The following is a 15,005-nucleotide window of genomic DNA, read 5'->3' as shown; positions in this document are numbered from 1 at the left end:
GTCACAGGATCATGGAGCACACACTGCCACACAAACAAAAAGAGTCTTCATCCGGAGCAACCCTGATCGAGGTGCTCGTCGCCGTCGTCATCCTCTCGATCGGACTGCTCGGCATCTCTGGGTTACAGATACGTGCCTTGAAAAACAACCAGAGCGCGCTCCACAGGAACGCGGCCATCATCCACGCCTACTCAATCACCGAGGCGATGCGCGCGGTCCCGAAACGCGCCAAGGCTGGCGACTTCGACATCACTCTGTCCCAGGACAGCCCAACGGGCAGCAGCTTCCCGGCAGTCGCACTGGCGAAGTGGCGCGAACGGATAGACAAAAGCCTCGGGGATGGAGCGACCGGCAGCGTCTCGTGCACCGGCAACAGTTGTACCATCATTGTGCAATGGGATGACTCACGCGGCACATCCGGCAGCGATCAGCAGCAATTCACCATCGAGTTATTACTGTGAAAGAGCCGCTTACTTCACTCCGATCGAGCAAGGGCTTCACCCTGGTCGAACTCATGATCGCCATGCTGCTCGGCCTGGTGGTCACCGGCGGCACGATCAGCGCGCTCATCGCCAACCGTCAGAGTCAACGAACGATCGAGGCGCTCGCGGAGACGATCGAGAACCAACGCACGGCCTTCGAGTTGTTGAGCCGGGACATCCGTCAGGCGGGCAGTACCGGCTGTGGCAACGAGCGGATCTCCAGCGTACTCAACACCTCCCCGGAGTGGTGGGCAACATGGCGTCCGATCCAGGGATATAAGGGTGACGAGGCCGCATCAGCGATCGGTTTCTCATCGAGCAACGGCGGACGCGTCAATGGCACCGATGCATTACAGCTGCAGTCGATCCGCGACAACGGCTTTGGCGTTTCCACACACGATGTCAGCGGCACCCAAATCACCATCGATCCGGCATCCACGGACATCGAAGCCGGCGAGATCCTGATCGTTTGCGACAACGACCACGCGACCATCTTCCAGGCGAACACCTATAACCAGTCATCCGGGATCATCGGCTACAGCGATACGGGCGGGACCCCCGGCAACTGCACCACGGGCCTTGACCATCCCCACGCATGCAAGCCGGCAGCGGCCAAGAACCACCAGTTTCCAAAGAACGCCTCTGTCTCCAGGCTCAACGCCACCTTCTGGTATATCGGCAACAATGAACGAGCGACTGAAGGCGGGCGAGGTCTTTATCGTGCGATGCTCGAGGTCGGAAGCTCCGGAACCCCGGAAGCAGAAGCCACCGAGATCATCCCCGGCGTCACCGACATGCAGTTGCGCTATCGCCTGTCCGGCAGTAATCAATTCGTCGAGACGATAACCGACTGGAGCAACGTCAACGCGGTCGAGATCACCCTGACGTTCGCCAGTACCGCACAGAACATCTCTATCGCAAGCACAACGGATGGACGACAAACCTATCTGGTCTCATTGAGAAATCGCGCACAATGAACACGATCAAGCAGCCGATTTCGGGCACGCCATCCTCGCAGCGCGGCGCGGCGCTCGCCATCTCCATGATCCTGCTCATGGTCGCCACCCTGATCGGCCTCTCCGGAATCAAACAGGCAAGGGTCCAGGAGAAGATGAGCGCCAACACCTACGACCGCTCGCTCGCCATGCAGATGAGCGAGGCCGCGCTGCGCGCGGCCCAGAGCGCGATCGCCGAGGACTGGGAGATCAGCGCGCTCGGTGGAGTCGACTGCTCGCCGACCAGCACCAACAGCTGCCAGCCCGTTCCACCAGAAACCTTCCAGGCCGACGACACCAACTGGATCACCGTCGACACCGAATACCGGATCAACGACGGCATGGTCACGGGTGCACCGCAATATCAGATCCACTATCTCGGTAAGGCACCCAGTACAACCTCGCTCAATTCCAGCAACAGCGCCAACAACATGCAGTACGGCGGCGGCGGCGGCGGCGGCGAAGTCGCTTACTATCGCGTCATCGCGCGGAGCGCCAGCCCGACCGCGGTACAGGATCGTGCACTCGTCGTCCTCTCGGGCATCTTTGAAAGGAACCTCTGACATCGCGGGGCAAGCTCCATGCACACTGAACTCGAGAACCGCCCGAGAAGGTCGATCACCAAAATCAAGCTGACACTGGCCACGCTCTTGATCTCACAGCTGGCATGCGCAGACATGGTTTCACAGACCCCCCTGTCCGTAGGAACCAATGTACCCGGCAACCTCGCGCTGGTCCCCTCCGTGGAGTGGCCCACGATCAACAGCCTCGCCAACCTCGGCGCGTACACCGAGGACCGCGCCTACGCAGGTTACTTCGACTCGAACAAGTGCTATCGCTACGAAGGCATCGAGTCGGCCGAGGAAGAACGCCATTTCTACCCTTCATCCACCACCAACGATCACAGGTGCTCTGGAGATGGTGAATGGAGTGGAAACTTCATGAACTGGGCGGCAACCCAGACCATCGACCCCTTCCGCGCGGCCCTTTCGGGGGGATACAGATACCGCGACACAGTCGGGGAAACCTGGCTGCAAAAGGCAAGACACGATGGCCAGGGCGGCACCAATGTCTATCCCGAGCGAAGAACACCTCAATCCGGAAGCGATGAATCGCTCGTCTCTGGCGCAACCCCCTTCGCAGCCGATTGGATAAACATTCGCATCAACGGTCTCGGCAACAGGATGTATTTCACTCTACCGAACGATTTCGGTTCGATCGGTAACGCACAAGCGAGCCAGCAGGTCTTCGCAGACTCAGATTTCTCTTCCGGGTGGAACAGGTATCGTAACGGAGAGGTGTCAAGAGACAGCTCGCGCTCTGTCGATGCGATACCCGGCAGCCTGCGCAAGACGAGCTCGAACGATCCCAATGGGGGCTACAGGACAATGCCCCAAACGATCGATCGCAATTTCGTCTTCACCGGCTGGATCTATCGCCCATCGAACAGCGGAGGAGGAAATGCCGATCGCCTGTCGATCAGCGATTCTGACTTCGACGGCTACGGCATCGTATTCACCAGCACACAATTCGGCATCGAAAAGCGCAACAGTGGCAGTGCATCATCGGTGGGATCCAGACAGAGCTGGAACAGACCTGAAGACGAGTGGTATCGCTTCGTTCTCACCTCACACGATGATGGCGAGCTTTCACTCCAGGTCTTTGATGACAGGAATCAGCAGCTCGGCAGTATCAGCGGGATCACCGACAACAGCTACAACCGCTTCGATCGTGTCGTCGTCCATGGTGGGCACACGTATTATATCGACGACCTGTCGGTGTCGACCACGGACAGCGACATTCCCTATCCATTGAAATCTTCTGACTCCCAGTCGAGCACCTTCGAGGCACATGTTCGCGTCAAGGTCTGCGACCCGAGCGTTTCACTCGAGGCGAACTGTGTACGATACGGCAGTCATTACAAACCCGAGGGATTGCTTCAGGAGTACTCGAGCAGGATTCGCTATGCGGTCTTCGGATACCTGAACGACTCGAACAAATATCGGGACGGCGGAGTACTCAGAGCCGGAATGCGCTTCATCGGAGAGAACATGATCGATGACTCCGGACTCACCATCGAGAACCCGAACCCCGAATGGGACCTGGCGACCGGCGTCCTGACCCCAAACCCAACCCCATCGGATATCACCTTGACGCTCGGCGCGGCCGGTGTCGAGGATAGCGGCGTCATCAACTATCTCAACAAGTTCGGCGAGATGACCAGCACGAACCACAAGAGCATCGACCCGGTCAGCGAACTCTTCTATGCCGCGCTACGCTACTTCAAGCATCAGGGAAATGTCTCCGGATACTCGGACATCTCGGGCTCTTACAGCCAGCAATATCAGCTTGCCGATGGCTTCCCCGTCATCACCTCATGGCAGGACCCCATCCAGCACTACTGCCAGAAGAGCGTCATCCTCGGCATCGGCGACGCCAACACCCACAGGGACAAGAACCTGCCGGGCAACAGCCGGACCCGCGACGAACCGGCGGTCCCAAGCGAAGTCAGCGGCGACAGTAGCATCGACGTCGTGACCGCGACCCAGCGCGTCGCGCTCCTCGAAGGCATCACCATCAATACCCCCTTCACCGGACGCGAGAACTCGGCCTACATCGTGGGACTCGCCTATGACGCCCATACCCGCGATATCCGTCCAGACCTTATCGACAAGCAAACCGTGTCGACCTACTGGGTCGATGTCCGCGAGGCGCAAAGACTGGAGTCGCGCGCGCGCAATCAGTACTGGCTCGCCACCAAGTACGGCGGCTTCTCCGTACCGGACGACTACCGAACCTACGAGCAGACCGAACCACTCCCCGACAGCTGGTGGCACACGACAGGCGACATCCTGTCGACAGGCGACAAGCGCCCCGACAACTTCTATGTCGCCAGCGAAGCTGACAAGATGATCGAAAGCCTGACCCAGGCATTCAGCAACATCGTCGAGGAGACCGTGGGAACCGGGAGCGGACTGGCGACCAACTCATCGGAGCTGAGTACCGACACCAGAAGCTACCAAGCGAGCTTCGTCAGCGGTTCCTGGGACGGAGATGTCGAGGCCTTCAGCATGGACACCCAGACCGGAGTCCTCAGCGAAACACCGGAGTGGAGCGCAAACGACGCTCTTCCTGCCTGGGATGCCCGCAAGATCTTCTTCAACCGCCCGGACTCGCAAACCGCCGAACCTTTCACCTGGGATAATCTCAGCAGCTCTCAGCAAGCTCTCCTGCAATCGAGTTCGATCGTCGACTATCTCCGTGGAGACACCTCGAACGAAACGCCGAGCGGAACCCTGAGGAGTCGCCAGCACCTGCTCGGCGACATCGTCAACTCAGCACCTGTCCATGTGTCCTCACCCGACCCGTCCTTTTATGTCGGCGCAACCTTCCTCGGCGCCAGCAGCTATGCCAATTTCAGTCGCAACCAGCAGAGTCGTTCAGCAACACTCTACGTCGGCGCAAACGACGGCATGCTGCATGCATTCGATGCCGCCACCGGAGAAGAGGTCTACGCATTCATCCCCAACGCTGTCTTCTCGAAAGGCCTCGTGTCCCTGGCCAATCCCGACTATGCCCATCGCTACTTCGTCGATGGTGAGCTGACGGTGGCAGACGTCTATACCTCGGGGGCCTGGAGGAGCGTGCTGATCGGGACCTTGGGGCGAGGCGGCCCCGGGGTATTCGCACTGGATGTCACCGATCCGACCAACATTTCGCTGCTCTGGGAAAGGGACGAACAAGACATCCCCGGACTCGGCCGCAACATCGGCAAGCCGATCGTCGCTCAGGTCGACGACGGCGACTGGCGCGTCCTGCTCGGCAACGGCCCGGACAACCAGAGCGGCACAGCCCAGCTGTTGGTGATCAACGTGGCCGACGGCAACGCGGTGAGCGTGGAGCCGACGGCGGTAACCGACAACGCCTTGTCGGCGATCTATGCATGGGACTCGAACGGTGACGGCTTCACCGACACTGCCTATGCCGGCGACCTGAAGGGCAACCTGTGGAGGTTCGAGAACCTTTCCAGCAACACCCCACAGAGCAGATTACTGTTCACTGCGACAGATGCCTCGAACATCGCTCAGCCCATCACCGCCTCACCCTTGGTCGGCGTCGATCCCGACAGCGATCTACGCTGGGTCTTCTTCGGCACCGGTCGTTATCTCAACGAGACCGATATCGCCGACACACAAGTGCAAACCTGGTACGGCCTGGTCGACGAAGGTCAGACCATCTCCAGCCGCTCCAACCTCGTTGCTCGCCAGATCCTGGCCGAAGGGCTGGTCGACGAGCTGGCCGTCAGGGTCGTCTCCGAGGGAGGGAGCGACGATCTGAAGGACAAGAGCGGCTGGTACATCGACCTCGTCTCACCGGTCAATGGTCGCGAGGGCGAGCGCATGACCCTGCCCAACCAATTCCAGGGCGCAGTCCTGTTCAGCACCACCCGCATACCCGACTCGAGTGACAGTTGCCAACCCACGGGTAACGGCTTCGTCATGGCGATCGACCCCTTCACCGGCGCCAGACTCAGCGAGGGGATCTTCGACATTGACCGAGACGGGGAATTCGACCAGAGTGACACGCTCGACGTCGGCGGCGAACCGACCCCGGTATCCGGGATCGGATTCTCGCACGTCCCCAACCAACCGACCTTCGTCGCCAACTTCATGCAGGTCGTTCTCGACAACAGCGATACCGAGACGATCCAGATCCGTGCACCGGAGAGTTCGATCAACCGCGCCTCCTGGCGAGAGATCCTGGAGTACTAAGCTCATGGGAAAGAAGCACAGCGCTGGTTTCTCGCTGATCGAGCTGATGATCACCGTTGCCATCATCGGCATACTGGCAGCGATCGCCTACCCCTCCTATATCGACCAGGTCACCAAGACCTATCGTGGGCGTGCCAAATCCTGTATCGGTGAATACGCCCAGTTCATGGAGCGTTATTACACCGAAAACATGTCGTACGCGGGCGCCGCCCCGAACCTGTCCTGCAGCAGCGATGACGGTATCGATGCCAGATACACCATCACCGTCAAGGATCTCGGCCGCAGCACCTACACCATAGAAGCACTCCCCATCGGCGCACAAAGCACACATGACACCAAGTGCGCGACATTGAGCCTGGACCAGTCAGGGAAGAAAGGGGCATCCGGCAGTGGCGGCGTCAGTGGCTGCTGGTAACCCAGACCGGAAAACGGATATCCAAATCATATGAACCGGCCAAACTCCCCGATCGATTCAGGAACGACACACCTCCCTGAAACCGAAAAAAAACCTTTCCCGAACCCTTTATGTCTCTGCTCTCAGCCATCCCGCAAGGAGCGCTCCTCCTTGACCAAGGACTGCGCATCACCGAAGTCAATCGCCCGCTTCTCGAACTGATCGGCAAGCCCGGCACCGAACTGCGCGGCACATGCTTCAGCGATCTGCTCGCATATGCCTCCCCCGCGCTACTCGCACAGTTCGACATCGCCACTCACGAGGCATCGCCGCGGCGACTGAATATCCTGCTGGCGACCAAGAACGGGCAGCTGAGGGCACAGTTGGCGGTATCGCCTTACCAGAACCAGGAGACGCAATGGCTGGTCATGGTCATGGATACCGCCCGGAGCGAACTCGCAAACCAGTATCCAGCCCATACCGAAGAAGCCCAGGCCTTCGCCCGGGTCGCCAACTGGCAGCTCGAGGTGGCGACCGGTCAGGTCCGCGTCACCCGCACCTGGTACGACATCTGGGGGCTGCCCCCGACCGAGATGCTGATGCTCGAGGACGCGCTCGGGCTCATCCACCCCGACGACCGTCCGCGCGTCGAGCAGGCCCTCGAGCAGGCGGGAGAATCCCACGCACCGATCCAGGTGCGCTTCAGGCTGCAGCGCCCCGATGGCAGCGAGTGCTGGGTCGAGGGCACCGGCCATATCGACCCGCGCGCCACCGAGAGCGACGCCCGTATCTGCGGCGTGGTCATGGACATCACCGAGCGCTACCGCGCCGAGCAGGCGCTCTCGCACTACAGCGAGATCCTCGCCGCCTCATCCGAGCGGCTCGCCTTCGTCGATCCCGAGCACCACATCCGCGCCGTCAACCGCGCCTTCCTCAACGCGCTCGATCGTGACTACGACGCGGTCATCGATCAGCCACTTGGCCGGGTGATCTCCGACCAGACACTCGGCGCCGCGCTGCAGCAGGCACTGGAGCACTGTCTCGCGCACGCCAAGGAGCATGCTGAGGATCTGCGTCGCCCCGGCCCCGACGGCGAACCACGCGACCTCGAGATACGGGTCAGTCCACACCACGGCGACGACGACCAGCTTGCCGGCGCGGTGATCAATGTCCGCGATGTCACCCTGGTGCGCGAGGCCGAGCGCCGTCTGCTGCAGTCGGCCGCAGTCTATGCCGCGACCTCCGAGGGCGTGCTGATCACCGACCCCGAGGGCGGCATCATCGCCGTCAACGCCGCCTTCAGCCGCATCACCGGCTATACCGAGGCCGAAGTCCTCGGTCGCAATCCCAGCCTGCTCAACTCGCACTGGCACCCGCGCAGCTTCTTCGTCGGCATGTGGCGTCACCTGCTCAAGCACGGCTCCTGGATCGGCGAGGTCTGGAACCGCCGCAAGGACGGCGAGATCTATCTCCAGCGCCTGGCCATCCACCGCATCGTCGACGCCCGTGGCAACCTGCTCAACTATGTCGGCGTCTTCGCCGAGCACAGCGCCACCCTCAACACCCCGCGCCGCGCCGAGTACCTGGCCCACTACGATCAGCTCACCAAGCTGCCCAACCGGCTGCTGTTCAACTCCCGGCTGGAGCACGCCATCGAGCTGCGCCAGCGCAAGCAGATCCCGCTCGCCCTCTTCCTCATCGATCTCGACCGCTTCGCCAACATCAACACCCATCTCGGCCCGCAAATCGGCGACGAACTGCTGCGCTCGGTGGCGCTGCGCCTGCGCAGCGAGATCCGCCCGGCCGACACCCTCGCCCGACTCAGCGCCAATCAGTTCGGCCTGATCTTCGAGGAGATCCCCGGGATCGGTGAGGCCGAATCGATCGCCCAGCGACTGCAGAACTGCCTCGCCGCGCCCTTTCACATCCGCGAACACGAGGTCTTCGTCACCGCCAGCATCGGCATCGCCTTCGATCCCAGCACCGGCCGCGACCGCGACCTGCTGCTCGCCAAGGCCGAATCGGCGCTGCGCGCGGTCAAGCAGGGCGGACGCAACGCCTATCGCTGCCTGGCGATCCACACCGACGCCGCCGCCGAGGAGCGCCAGCGGCTCATCGGCCAGCTGCGCGAGGGGCTCGAGCGCGGTGATTTCCAGCTCCATTACCAACCGCGCGTCGACGTCGAGTCGGGTCGATGGTGCGGCATCGAGGCGATGGCGCGCTGGAACCAGCCGCAACTCGGCTTGGTCGCGCCCGAGCGCTTCCTGCCACTGACCGATGACGGCGGCTTCCTCGTCGAACTCGGGCACTGGACGCTGAACCGCGCCTGCGAGCAGTTCCAGCGCTGGCGCAGCCGGGGGCTGCCGGTCGGACGACTGGCGCTGAACGTCTCCGAGCCGCTGCTGCTGCGACTCGATCTGGCCAGCACCATCGCACGCGCGCTCGACACCCACGGACTCGCCGGCGATCAGCTCGAGCTGGAGTTCACCGAGGGGCTGCTGCTCAAGCACAGCGATCAGATCGTCGAGCTGTTCGCCGCCCTGCACCAGCTCGGCGTCCACCTGACGCTGCGTGACGTCGGCGCCGGCTGGCTCGCCCCCTCGCTGTTGCGCCGGCTGTCGGTGGGCACCCTGAGCATCCATCGCGGCTTCATCGAGAACCTGCCCGAGGCCCAGGAGGATCTCGACGTGGTACACGCCATCGTCGCCCTCGCCCAGTCGTTCGAGATCGGCCTGCTCGCCGATGGCGTACGTACCGAGGGTCAGCGCGAACTGCTGCTCACCATCGGCTGTCCGCACGCCCAGGGCGAACTCTACGCCCCGCCGCTTCCGCCCGAGCAGCTCGAGCACCGTATCAGTCAAAAGCCCGAGCCCCGTCCACCCAAGCTGCGCGGTAGCTGATCGCCCCTCCGTCTAGTCCGGCCGCGTCCCGGCGCGCGGCCGGACCCAGCAGTGATACATCCCCGCAAAGGTCAGCGGATGATCGCGCTCAAAGGTATCGAGCCGCGCCAGATCGGCCACCGTCGGATCCTCCGGGAAACGCGCGCGATAGGCTGCGCGCCGGGTCGGATCGAGCTCGACGCCGAGCAGCTCCAGTCCGGCATCACTGAACAGATCGGCAAGCCCAGACGGCGTGAAGCAGTGTTCCTGGACGTGGAACAGCAGATCGCGACAACCGCTCATCGAGTGGAAATCGGGCGAATCGAGCAGCGGACGCAGCACCCGCTCCTCGTCGGCGGCCTCGATCAGTCGCTGACGGGCGCGACGGATCCGCGCCGGGTCGTCACCGATCCCGGCGGCATCCACCAGCGCCCGCGCACGATACACGGCTGCGCGTGCCCGCTCGCTGTAGAGCCCGAGCAGCATCACCCCGCCGGGCCGCAGACGCCCGACGAGCACCCGCACACCGGCGAGCGGATCGTCGAGATGGTGCAACACCCCCACCGACTCGATCAGGTCGAAGCGCTCGTCGAGCGCGGCGAGCGCCAGCAGATCGGCCTGGGCATAGCGCACCGCGACCCCGAGGGCCTCGCTGCGCGCGCGGGCATGGCAGAGACTGCGTAGCGACAGGTCGATCGCCAGCACCCGCGCCCCACGCAGCCGGCGCGCCGTGGCGATCGCGTGCTCGCCGGTGCCGCAGCCGGCGACCAGCACCTCGGGCGTCTCGGGGCAGACCACGCCCTCCAGCTCGACGCCGGGCAGACGCTGGCGCAGCAGCGCCGGCAGGTCGGGCGCCGGCGTCAGCACCGGCTCGCTCACCCGCCAGCGCGGATAGGGATTGCGCTCGTACTGCGCGCGCACCCGCCGGCTCACCACATCCTCGGTCAGCGCCCAGCGCTCGATGTGTTGGAGCTGACGCCGCTCGGCCAGAGGCTCGACGAGCTGACGCTCGAGCAGGGGCTGCAGCCCCTCCGGCCAGTCCCGCTCGAGCAGGCGCTCGGCGAAGGGGATGGAGCCGAGCGGCAGATAGGCGGCCACCGCCGCCACCCGCTCAGCGGCGATCGGCGCGCGCCAGCGCAGCGCCTCGGCCAGCTCAGCGCGCAGCGCAGCGACCCGCGCGGTCTCCTCGTCGGTCTGGTCATGGACGAACTCGGCAAGCTCGCACTGCTGCGCGATCACCACCAGCAGCGCCAGCCCGGCGGCGTCGAGTCGCGCCCGTTCGACCTCGACGAGCAACGCCCGGCGCAACAGGGTCAGCAACCGCTCGAGCCCGACATCGCCGAGGATCACCCGTGGCAGCAACGCCATCAGCAACGCGTCGTCGAGCAGGGCCGCGACCACCGAGGCACCGCCGAGCACCGCCAAGGTCGGCGACCCCGGCCAGTGGACGGCGGCGCGGGCGATCAGCGCGGCGATGCTCGGCTCGGCGTGCAGCAGCGCGCAGCTGGGCACGAGCAGCCGCTGCGGCATGCACCAACACTCATCCAGCGCCCGTACCAACAGGCCGCGCAACGCCGGGGACGGCGCGTCGGGGCGCAGCATCTCGACACTGCGCACCCAGTTGGCACGCGCCTGCACCAGCCCGGGATCGAGCGCCAGCGCCCGTTCCAGCAAGGGGCGCGCGGCAGCGGCGCGATCGAGCACGAGCAAGGCACCGGCCTGGTTGTTGAGCGCCGCGGCCGAGTCCGGCGCCAGCGCCACGGCGCGGGCCAGCGGCACGAGCGCCGCCTCGCTCCGGCCCAGCGCCTGCAGCGCGGCGCCGAGGTTGCCGAGCACCATGGGGTCTGCCGGGCGCAGCACCCGGGCGCGCTCGAGCACCTCGAGGGCACGCGCGGGCTCGCCCAGGTCGAGCAACGCACGGCCCAGGGTATTGCGACACTCGGGGTCGTCCCCGGCCAGCGCCAGCGCCCGCTCCAGCGCATCCAACGCCGCGCGTGGACGACCCTCGGCGAGCAACACCGAGCCGAGCGCCTTCCAGCCGAAGGCCGCGCCCGGACGGGTCGCGGTGAGACGTCGAGCCAGGGTCTCGGCACGTGACAGATCGCCACCGCGGAAGGCATCGACCAGGGCTGCCTGCGTGCTCGCATCGTGCGACGCGGCCACCGGACGTCGTGCTCGCCGGCTCATCCGTCGACCTCCGCCAAGGCGGCACGATGGCGCGCAGCGAGCGCAACATAGTGTTCGGCCGAGTAGTCGATCTGCGCCCGCTCGCGCTCGCTCAGCAGACGCACCGGGCGCGCCGGCGCGCCCAGCCACAGCTGACCGCCGGCGAGTTCCTGCCCCGGGGTGACCAGGGCGCCGGCGCCGAGCAGGGTGTAGGGATGGATCAGGGCGCCGTCGAGCACGCGGGCGCCGCTGCCGATCAGACAGCGCTCGCGGATCTCGCAACCGTGGAGCAGCGCCTGATGACCGACGGTGACCCGCTCACCGATCAGCAGCGGGGCGCCGCCCGGGCGGAAGGGGCCGTCGTGCGAGACGTGCAGCACGCAGCCGTCCTGGACGTTGCTGGCGGCACCGATCTCGATGCGCTCGACATCACCGCGCACCACGCACCCCGGCCACACCGAGGCCGCGGCGGCGAGTCGCACCGCGCCGATCAGCACCGCGCTCGGGTCGACCCAGGCGTCTGGGTCGATCTCCGCACGACGCCCCTCGAACGCACGGATCGGACACATCACCATCACCTCACTCGGTCTGACACGGATCATCCCAGCATGACCGCGCCGGACGCACCCCGCAAGCCGCGGGCTTGGCCGCGCGCAGCACAGCCGCTACCCTGCCCGCCATGCGCCGCACAGGAGTCCGCATCATGCATCTCATCATCAAGGGACTCGGCTGGCTCAGCCTGCTGATCCTGCTCGGTCTCGCCGGGCTCGCGCTCAGGGTCGCGCTCGACGGCCAGGCGGTGGTCCCGGAGCGCGCGCCGCTCAGCGCCGCTGACCATGCCTGGGCCGAGGACTGGCTGCGTCACAACCGCCCGCGCGACCGCCTCGCCGGGATGCCGACCATGGTCGCGCTCAGCGCCACCGAGGCCGAGCGGGTAGCCAACCATCTGATCGCCCGGGGCGGCGCCGAGGGACGTGCCGCGGTACGACTCGTCCCCGGACGGCTCGACCTGCAGGGCTCGATCGCGCTGCCCTGGGTGGGGCCAGGACGCTATCTCAACCTCGAACTCGGTCTGGTCGAGGCCGACGGGGCACTGCCCGCGGTCGCCAGCGCCCGGGTCGCCGGGCTGCCGCTGCCCGCCGGACTGGTGCAGGGCCTGGCCGAGCGACTGCTCGATGCGCTCGGTCAGAGCCGGTTGGTAGAGCGCACTCGGCTCGGCCCGGAGCGGATCAGTGTGATCTACACCTGGCAGGCCGACGGGCTGGAGCGCCTGGCCAGCGGCCTGATCGCCGACGCCGACCGCCCCGCCATGCTCGCCGCGCAGCGTCGGCTCGGCCGGCATCTCGCCGAGGATCGCTCGGCGCCCGATCTCGCCACCCTGCTCGGCGTGCTGCTCGGCGCACCGAGCGAGGCCCCGCTCGCCGACAACCGCGCCGCACTGCTGCTGCTCGCGCTCTATGTCAACGGCCAGCAGTTGCACGATCCCGAGGCCGAGCGGCTGCCACAGCGCACCGTGACCCTGCGCAAGCGCGAGGACCTCGCCCAGCACTTCACCGCCTCGGCGGCGCTCGCGCTCGAGGGCGGCGACCTGTTCTCGACCCTGGTCGGTTGGTACAAGGAGCACAGCGACAGCGACGGCGGCAGTGGTTTCAGCTTCGCCGACCTCGCCGCCAACCGCGCCGGCATCCGCCTCGCCATCCTTGCCACCGCCACCCCGGAGCAGGCGCGCTGGGTGCGCGAGCGGGCCCGCGCCGGGCTGATCGAGGACGACTTCATGCCGCGCATCGCGGGGCTGCCGGAGGGGATGAACAAGACCGAGTTCGCCACCCGTTTCGGCGACACCGAGGACCCGCGCTACCGCCGCATCGCCGAGCACATCGAGCGCCGCATCGACGCCCGACCGCTCCATCGCGACGCGCCCTGATCAGAGCGCGTCGAGCGCCTCGCTGAGGGTGCGCACGGCGACGATCTCCAGGCCCTCGACACCGCCCTTGGGGACGTTGCCAGCCGGGGCGATGACCCGGCGCAGACCATGCTTGACCGCCTCGCGCAGCCGGTCCGGGCCATTGGGCACCGGACGCACCTCGCCCGAGAGCCCGACCTCGCCGAACACCGCCAATTCCAGCGGCAGCGGACGGTCGCGATAGCTCGACAGCACCGCCATCAGCACCGGCAGGTCGGCAGCGGTCTCGCCGATCCGCACCCCACCGACGACGTTGACGAAGACGTCCTGGTTGAACATGCCGATGCCGCCGTGACGGTGCAGCACCGCCAGCAGCATCGACAGGCGGTTCTGATCGAGTCCCAGCGCCACCCGACGCGGGTTGGCCAGCGAACTCTCGTCGACCAGCGCCTGGACCTCGACCAACAGCGGCCGAGTGCCCTCGCGGGTGACCATCACCAGACTGCCGGGGGTCGGCTCGTCGTGACGCGAGAGGAAGATCGCCGAGGGGTTCTTGACCTCGCGCAGCCCCTGGTCGCCCATCAGGAAGACGCCGAGTTCGTTGACCGCGCCGAAGCGGTTCTTGATCGAGCGCACCAGACGGAAGGCGCCGCCCGACTCGCCCTCGAAATAGAGCACGGTGTCGACCATGTGCTCGAGCACCCGGGGACCGGCGAGCGCGCCCTCCTTGGTGACATGACCGACGAGGAAGACCACGGTGTCGCGCTGCTTGGCGAAGCGCACCAGCTGCGCGGCCGACTCGCGCACCTGCGACACCGAGCCCGGCGCCGACTGCAGCTGCTCGGTGAACAGGGTCTGGATCGAGTCGACCACCATCACCCGCGGCTGCTCGGCGGCGGCGTGATAGAGGATGCGCTCGACACAGGTCTCGGGCAGCAGACGGATGTCCTCGCCGTCGAGTCCGAGCCGACGCGCGCGCAGACTGATCTGCTGCGGCGACTCCTCGCCGCTGACATAGAGCACCCGACGGCTACTGGCGAGCGCCGCGCAGGCCTGCAGCAGCAGGGTCGACTTGCCGATACCGGGATCGCCGCCGAGCAGGATCACCGAGCCGCCGACCAGCCCACCGCCGAGCACCCGGTCAAGCTCACCGATACCGCAGGCGGTGCGGGCGCGCTCCTCCGGGGCGACCTCGGCCAGGGTCTCGATCACCGCCCCGCCGGCGAGCCCGGCATAGCCGCCGCCACGCGCCGCCGCCGGACGCGCCGGCGCGAGCTGCTCGTTGAGACTGTTCCAGGCGCCGCAGTCCGGACACTGGCCGGCCCACTTGGGCTGGCTCGCGCCGCACTCGCTGCACACATAGCTGGTCTTGGGCTTCTTCGGGGGGGTCGCCATCGATCTTCGCGCTCCGGGG

At 65.7% G+C, this 15,005-nt stretch carries 10 protein-coding genes; 7 read left to right on the top strand and 3 right to left on the bottom strand.

Annotation, left to right across the window (positions count from 1 at the left end; translation table 11 throughout):
- The first annotated feature begins 11 nt into the window (after positions 1 to 11).
- From pilV to MARPU_RS02150, 6 genes are all read left to right on the top strand, one after another.
- A complete protein-coding gene (gene pilV / locus MARPU_RS02175) occupies positions 12 to 461 on the top strand; it encodes a type IV pilus modification protein PilV (RefSeq protein WP_005222431.1) in 450 nt (149 codons plus the stop codon).
- Positions 458 to 1,459: a prepilin-type N-terminal cleavage/methylation domain-containing protein gene (locus MARPU_RS02170; protein ID WP_198015487.1), complete on the top strand. Its 1,002-nt coding sequence runs from the start codon at positions 458 to 460 to the stop codon at positions 1,457 to 1,459. The genes pilV and MARPU_RS02170 overlap by 4 nt, the downstream gene beginning before the upstream one ends.
- Positions 1,456 to 2,040: a pilus assembly PilX family protein gene (locus tag MARPU_RS02165; RefSeq protein ID WP_005222426.1), complete on the top strand. Its 585-nt coding sequence runs from the start codon at positions 1,456 to 1,458 to the stop codon at positions 2,038 to 2,040. The genes MARPU_RS02170 and MARPU_RS02165 overlap by 4 nt, the downstream gene beginning before the upstream one ends.
- Positions 2,041 to 2,058: 18 nt before the next feature.
- Positions 2,059 to 6,249 (top strand): pilus assembly protein, encoded by a 4,191-nt coding sequence (locus MARPU_RS02160; protein WP_005222424.1) that lies wholly within the window; start codon positions 2,059 to 2,061, stop codon positions 6,247 to 6,249.
- 4 nt (positions 6,250 to 6,253) lie between these two features.
- Positions 6,254 to 6,664, top strand: a complete 411-nt coding sequence (locus tag MARPU_RS02155; protein ID WP_005222422.1) for a type IV pilin protein — start codon at positions 6,254 to 6,256, stop codon at positions 6,662 to 6,664.
- A gap of 110 nt (positions 6,665 to 6,774) precedes the next feature.
- Positions 6,775 to 9,543: a sensor domain-containing protein gene (locus MARPU_RS02150; protein ID WP_005222419.1), complete on the top strand. Its 2,769-nt coding sequence runs from the start codon at positions 6,775 to 6,777 to the stop codon at positions 9,541 to 9,543.
- Positions 9,544 to 9,555: 12 nt separating this feature from the next.
- Here the strand turns inward: MARPU_RS02150 and MARPU_RS02145 are convergent, their stop codons facing one another.
- On the bottom strand, positions 9,556 to 11,709 hold the full coding sequence (locus MARPU_RS02145) for a methyltransferase domain-containing protein (protein ID WP_005222417.1): 2,154 nt from the start codon (positions 11,707 to 11,709) through the stop codon (positions 9,556 to 9,558).
- Positions 11,706 to 12,257 carry a gamma carbonic anhydrase family protein gene (locus MARPU_RS02140; RefSeq protein ID WP_005222415.1) on the bottom strand — a complete coding sequence of 184 codons (552 nt, stop codon included), beginning with the start codon at positions 12,255 to 12,257 and terminating at the stop codon, positions 11,706 to 11,708. Before MARPU_RS02140 ends, MARPU_RS02145 begins: the two co-directional genes overlap by 4 nt.
- 134 nt (positions 12,258 to 12,391) lie before the next feature.
- Between MARPU_RS02140 and MARPU_RS02135 the strand changes: the two genes are divergently transcribed.
- Positions 12,392 to 13,612, top strand: a complete 1,221-nt coding sequence (locus MARPU_RS02135) for a hypothetical protein (protein WP_005222413.1) — start codon at positions 12,392 to 12,394, stop codon at positions 13,610 to 13,612.
- On the opposite strand, the gene radA is transcribed toward MARPU_RS02135, so the two are convergent.
- A complete protein-coding gene (gene radA, locus MARPU_RS02130; protein ID WP_005222412.1) occupies positions 13,613 to 14,986 on the bottom strand; it encodes a DNA repair protein RadA in 1,374 nt (457 codons plus the stop codon).
- Between the last annotated feature and the right edge of the window lie 19 nt (positions 14,987 to 15,005).

It is taken from the genome of Marichromatium purpuratum 984, assembly GCF_000224005.2.
Classification (GTDB): Bacteria; Pseudomonadota; Gammaproteobacteria; order Chromatiales; family Chromatiaceae; genus Marichromatium; species Marichromatium purpuratum.
The sequence above is the reverse complement of the archived record's forward strand: the minus strand, read 5'-3'. Positions and strand labels throughout refer to the sequence as shown.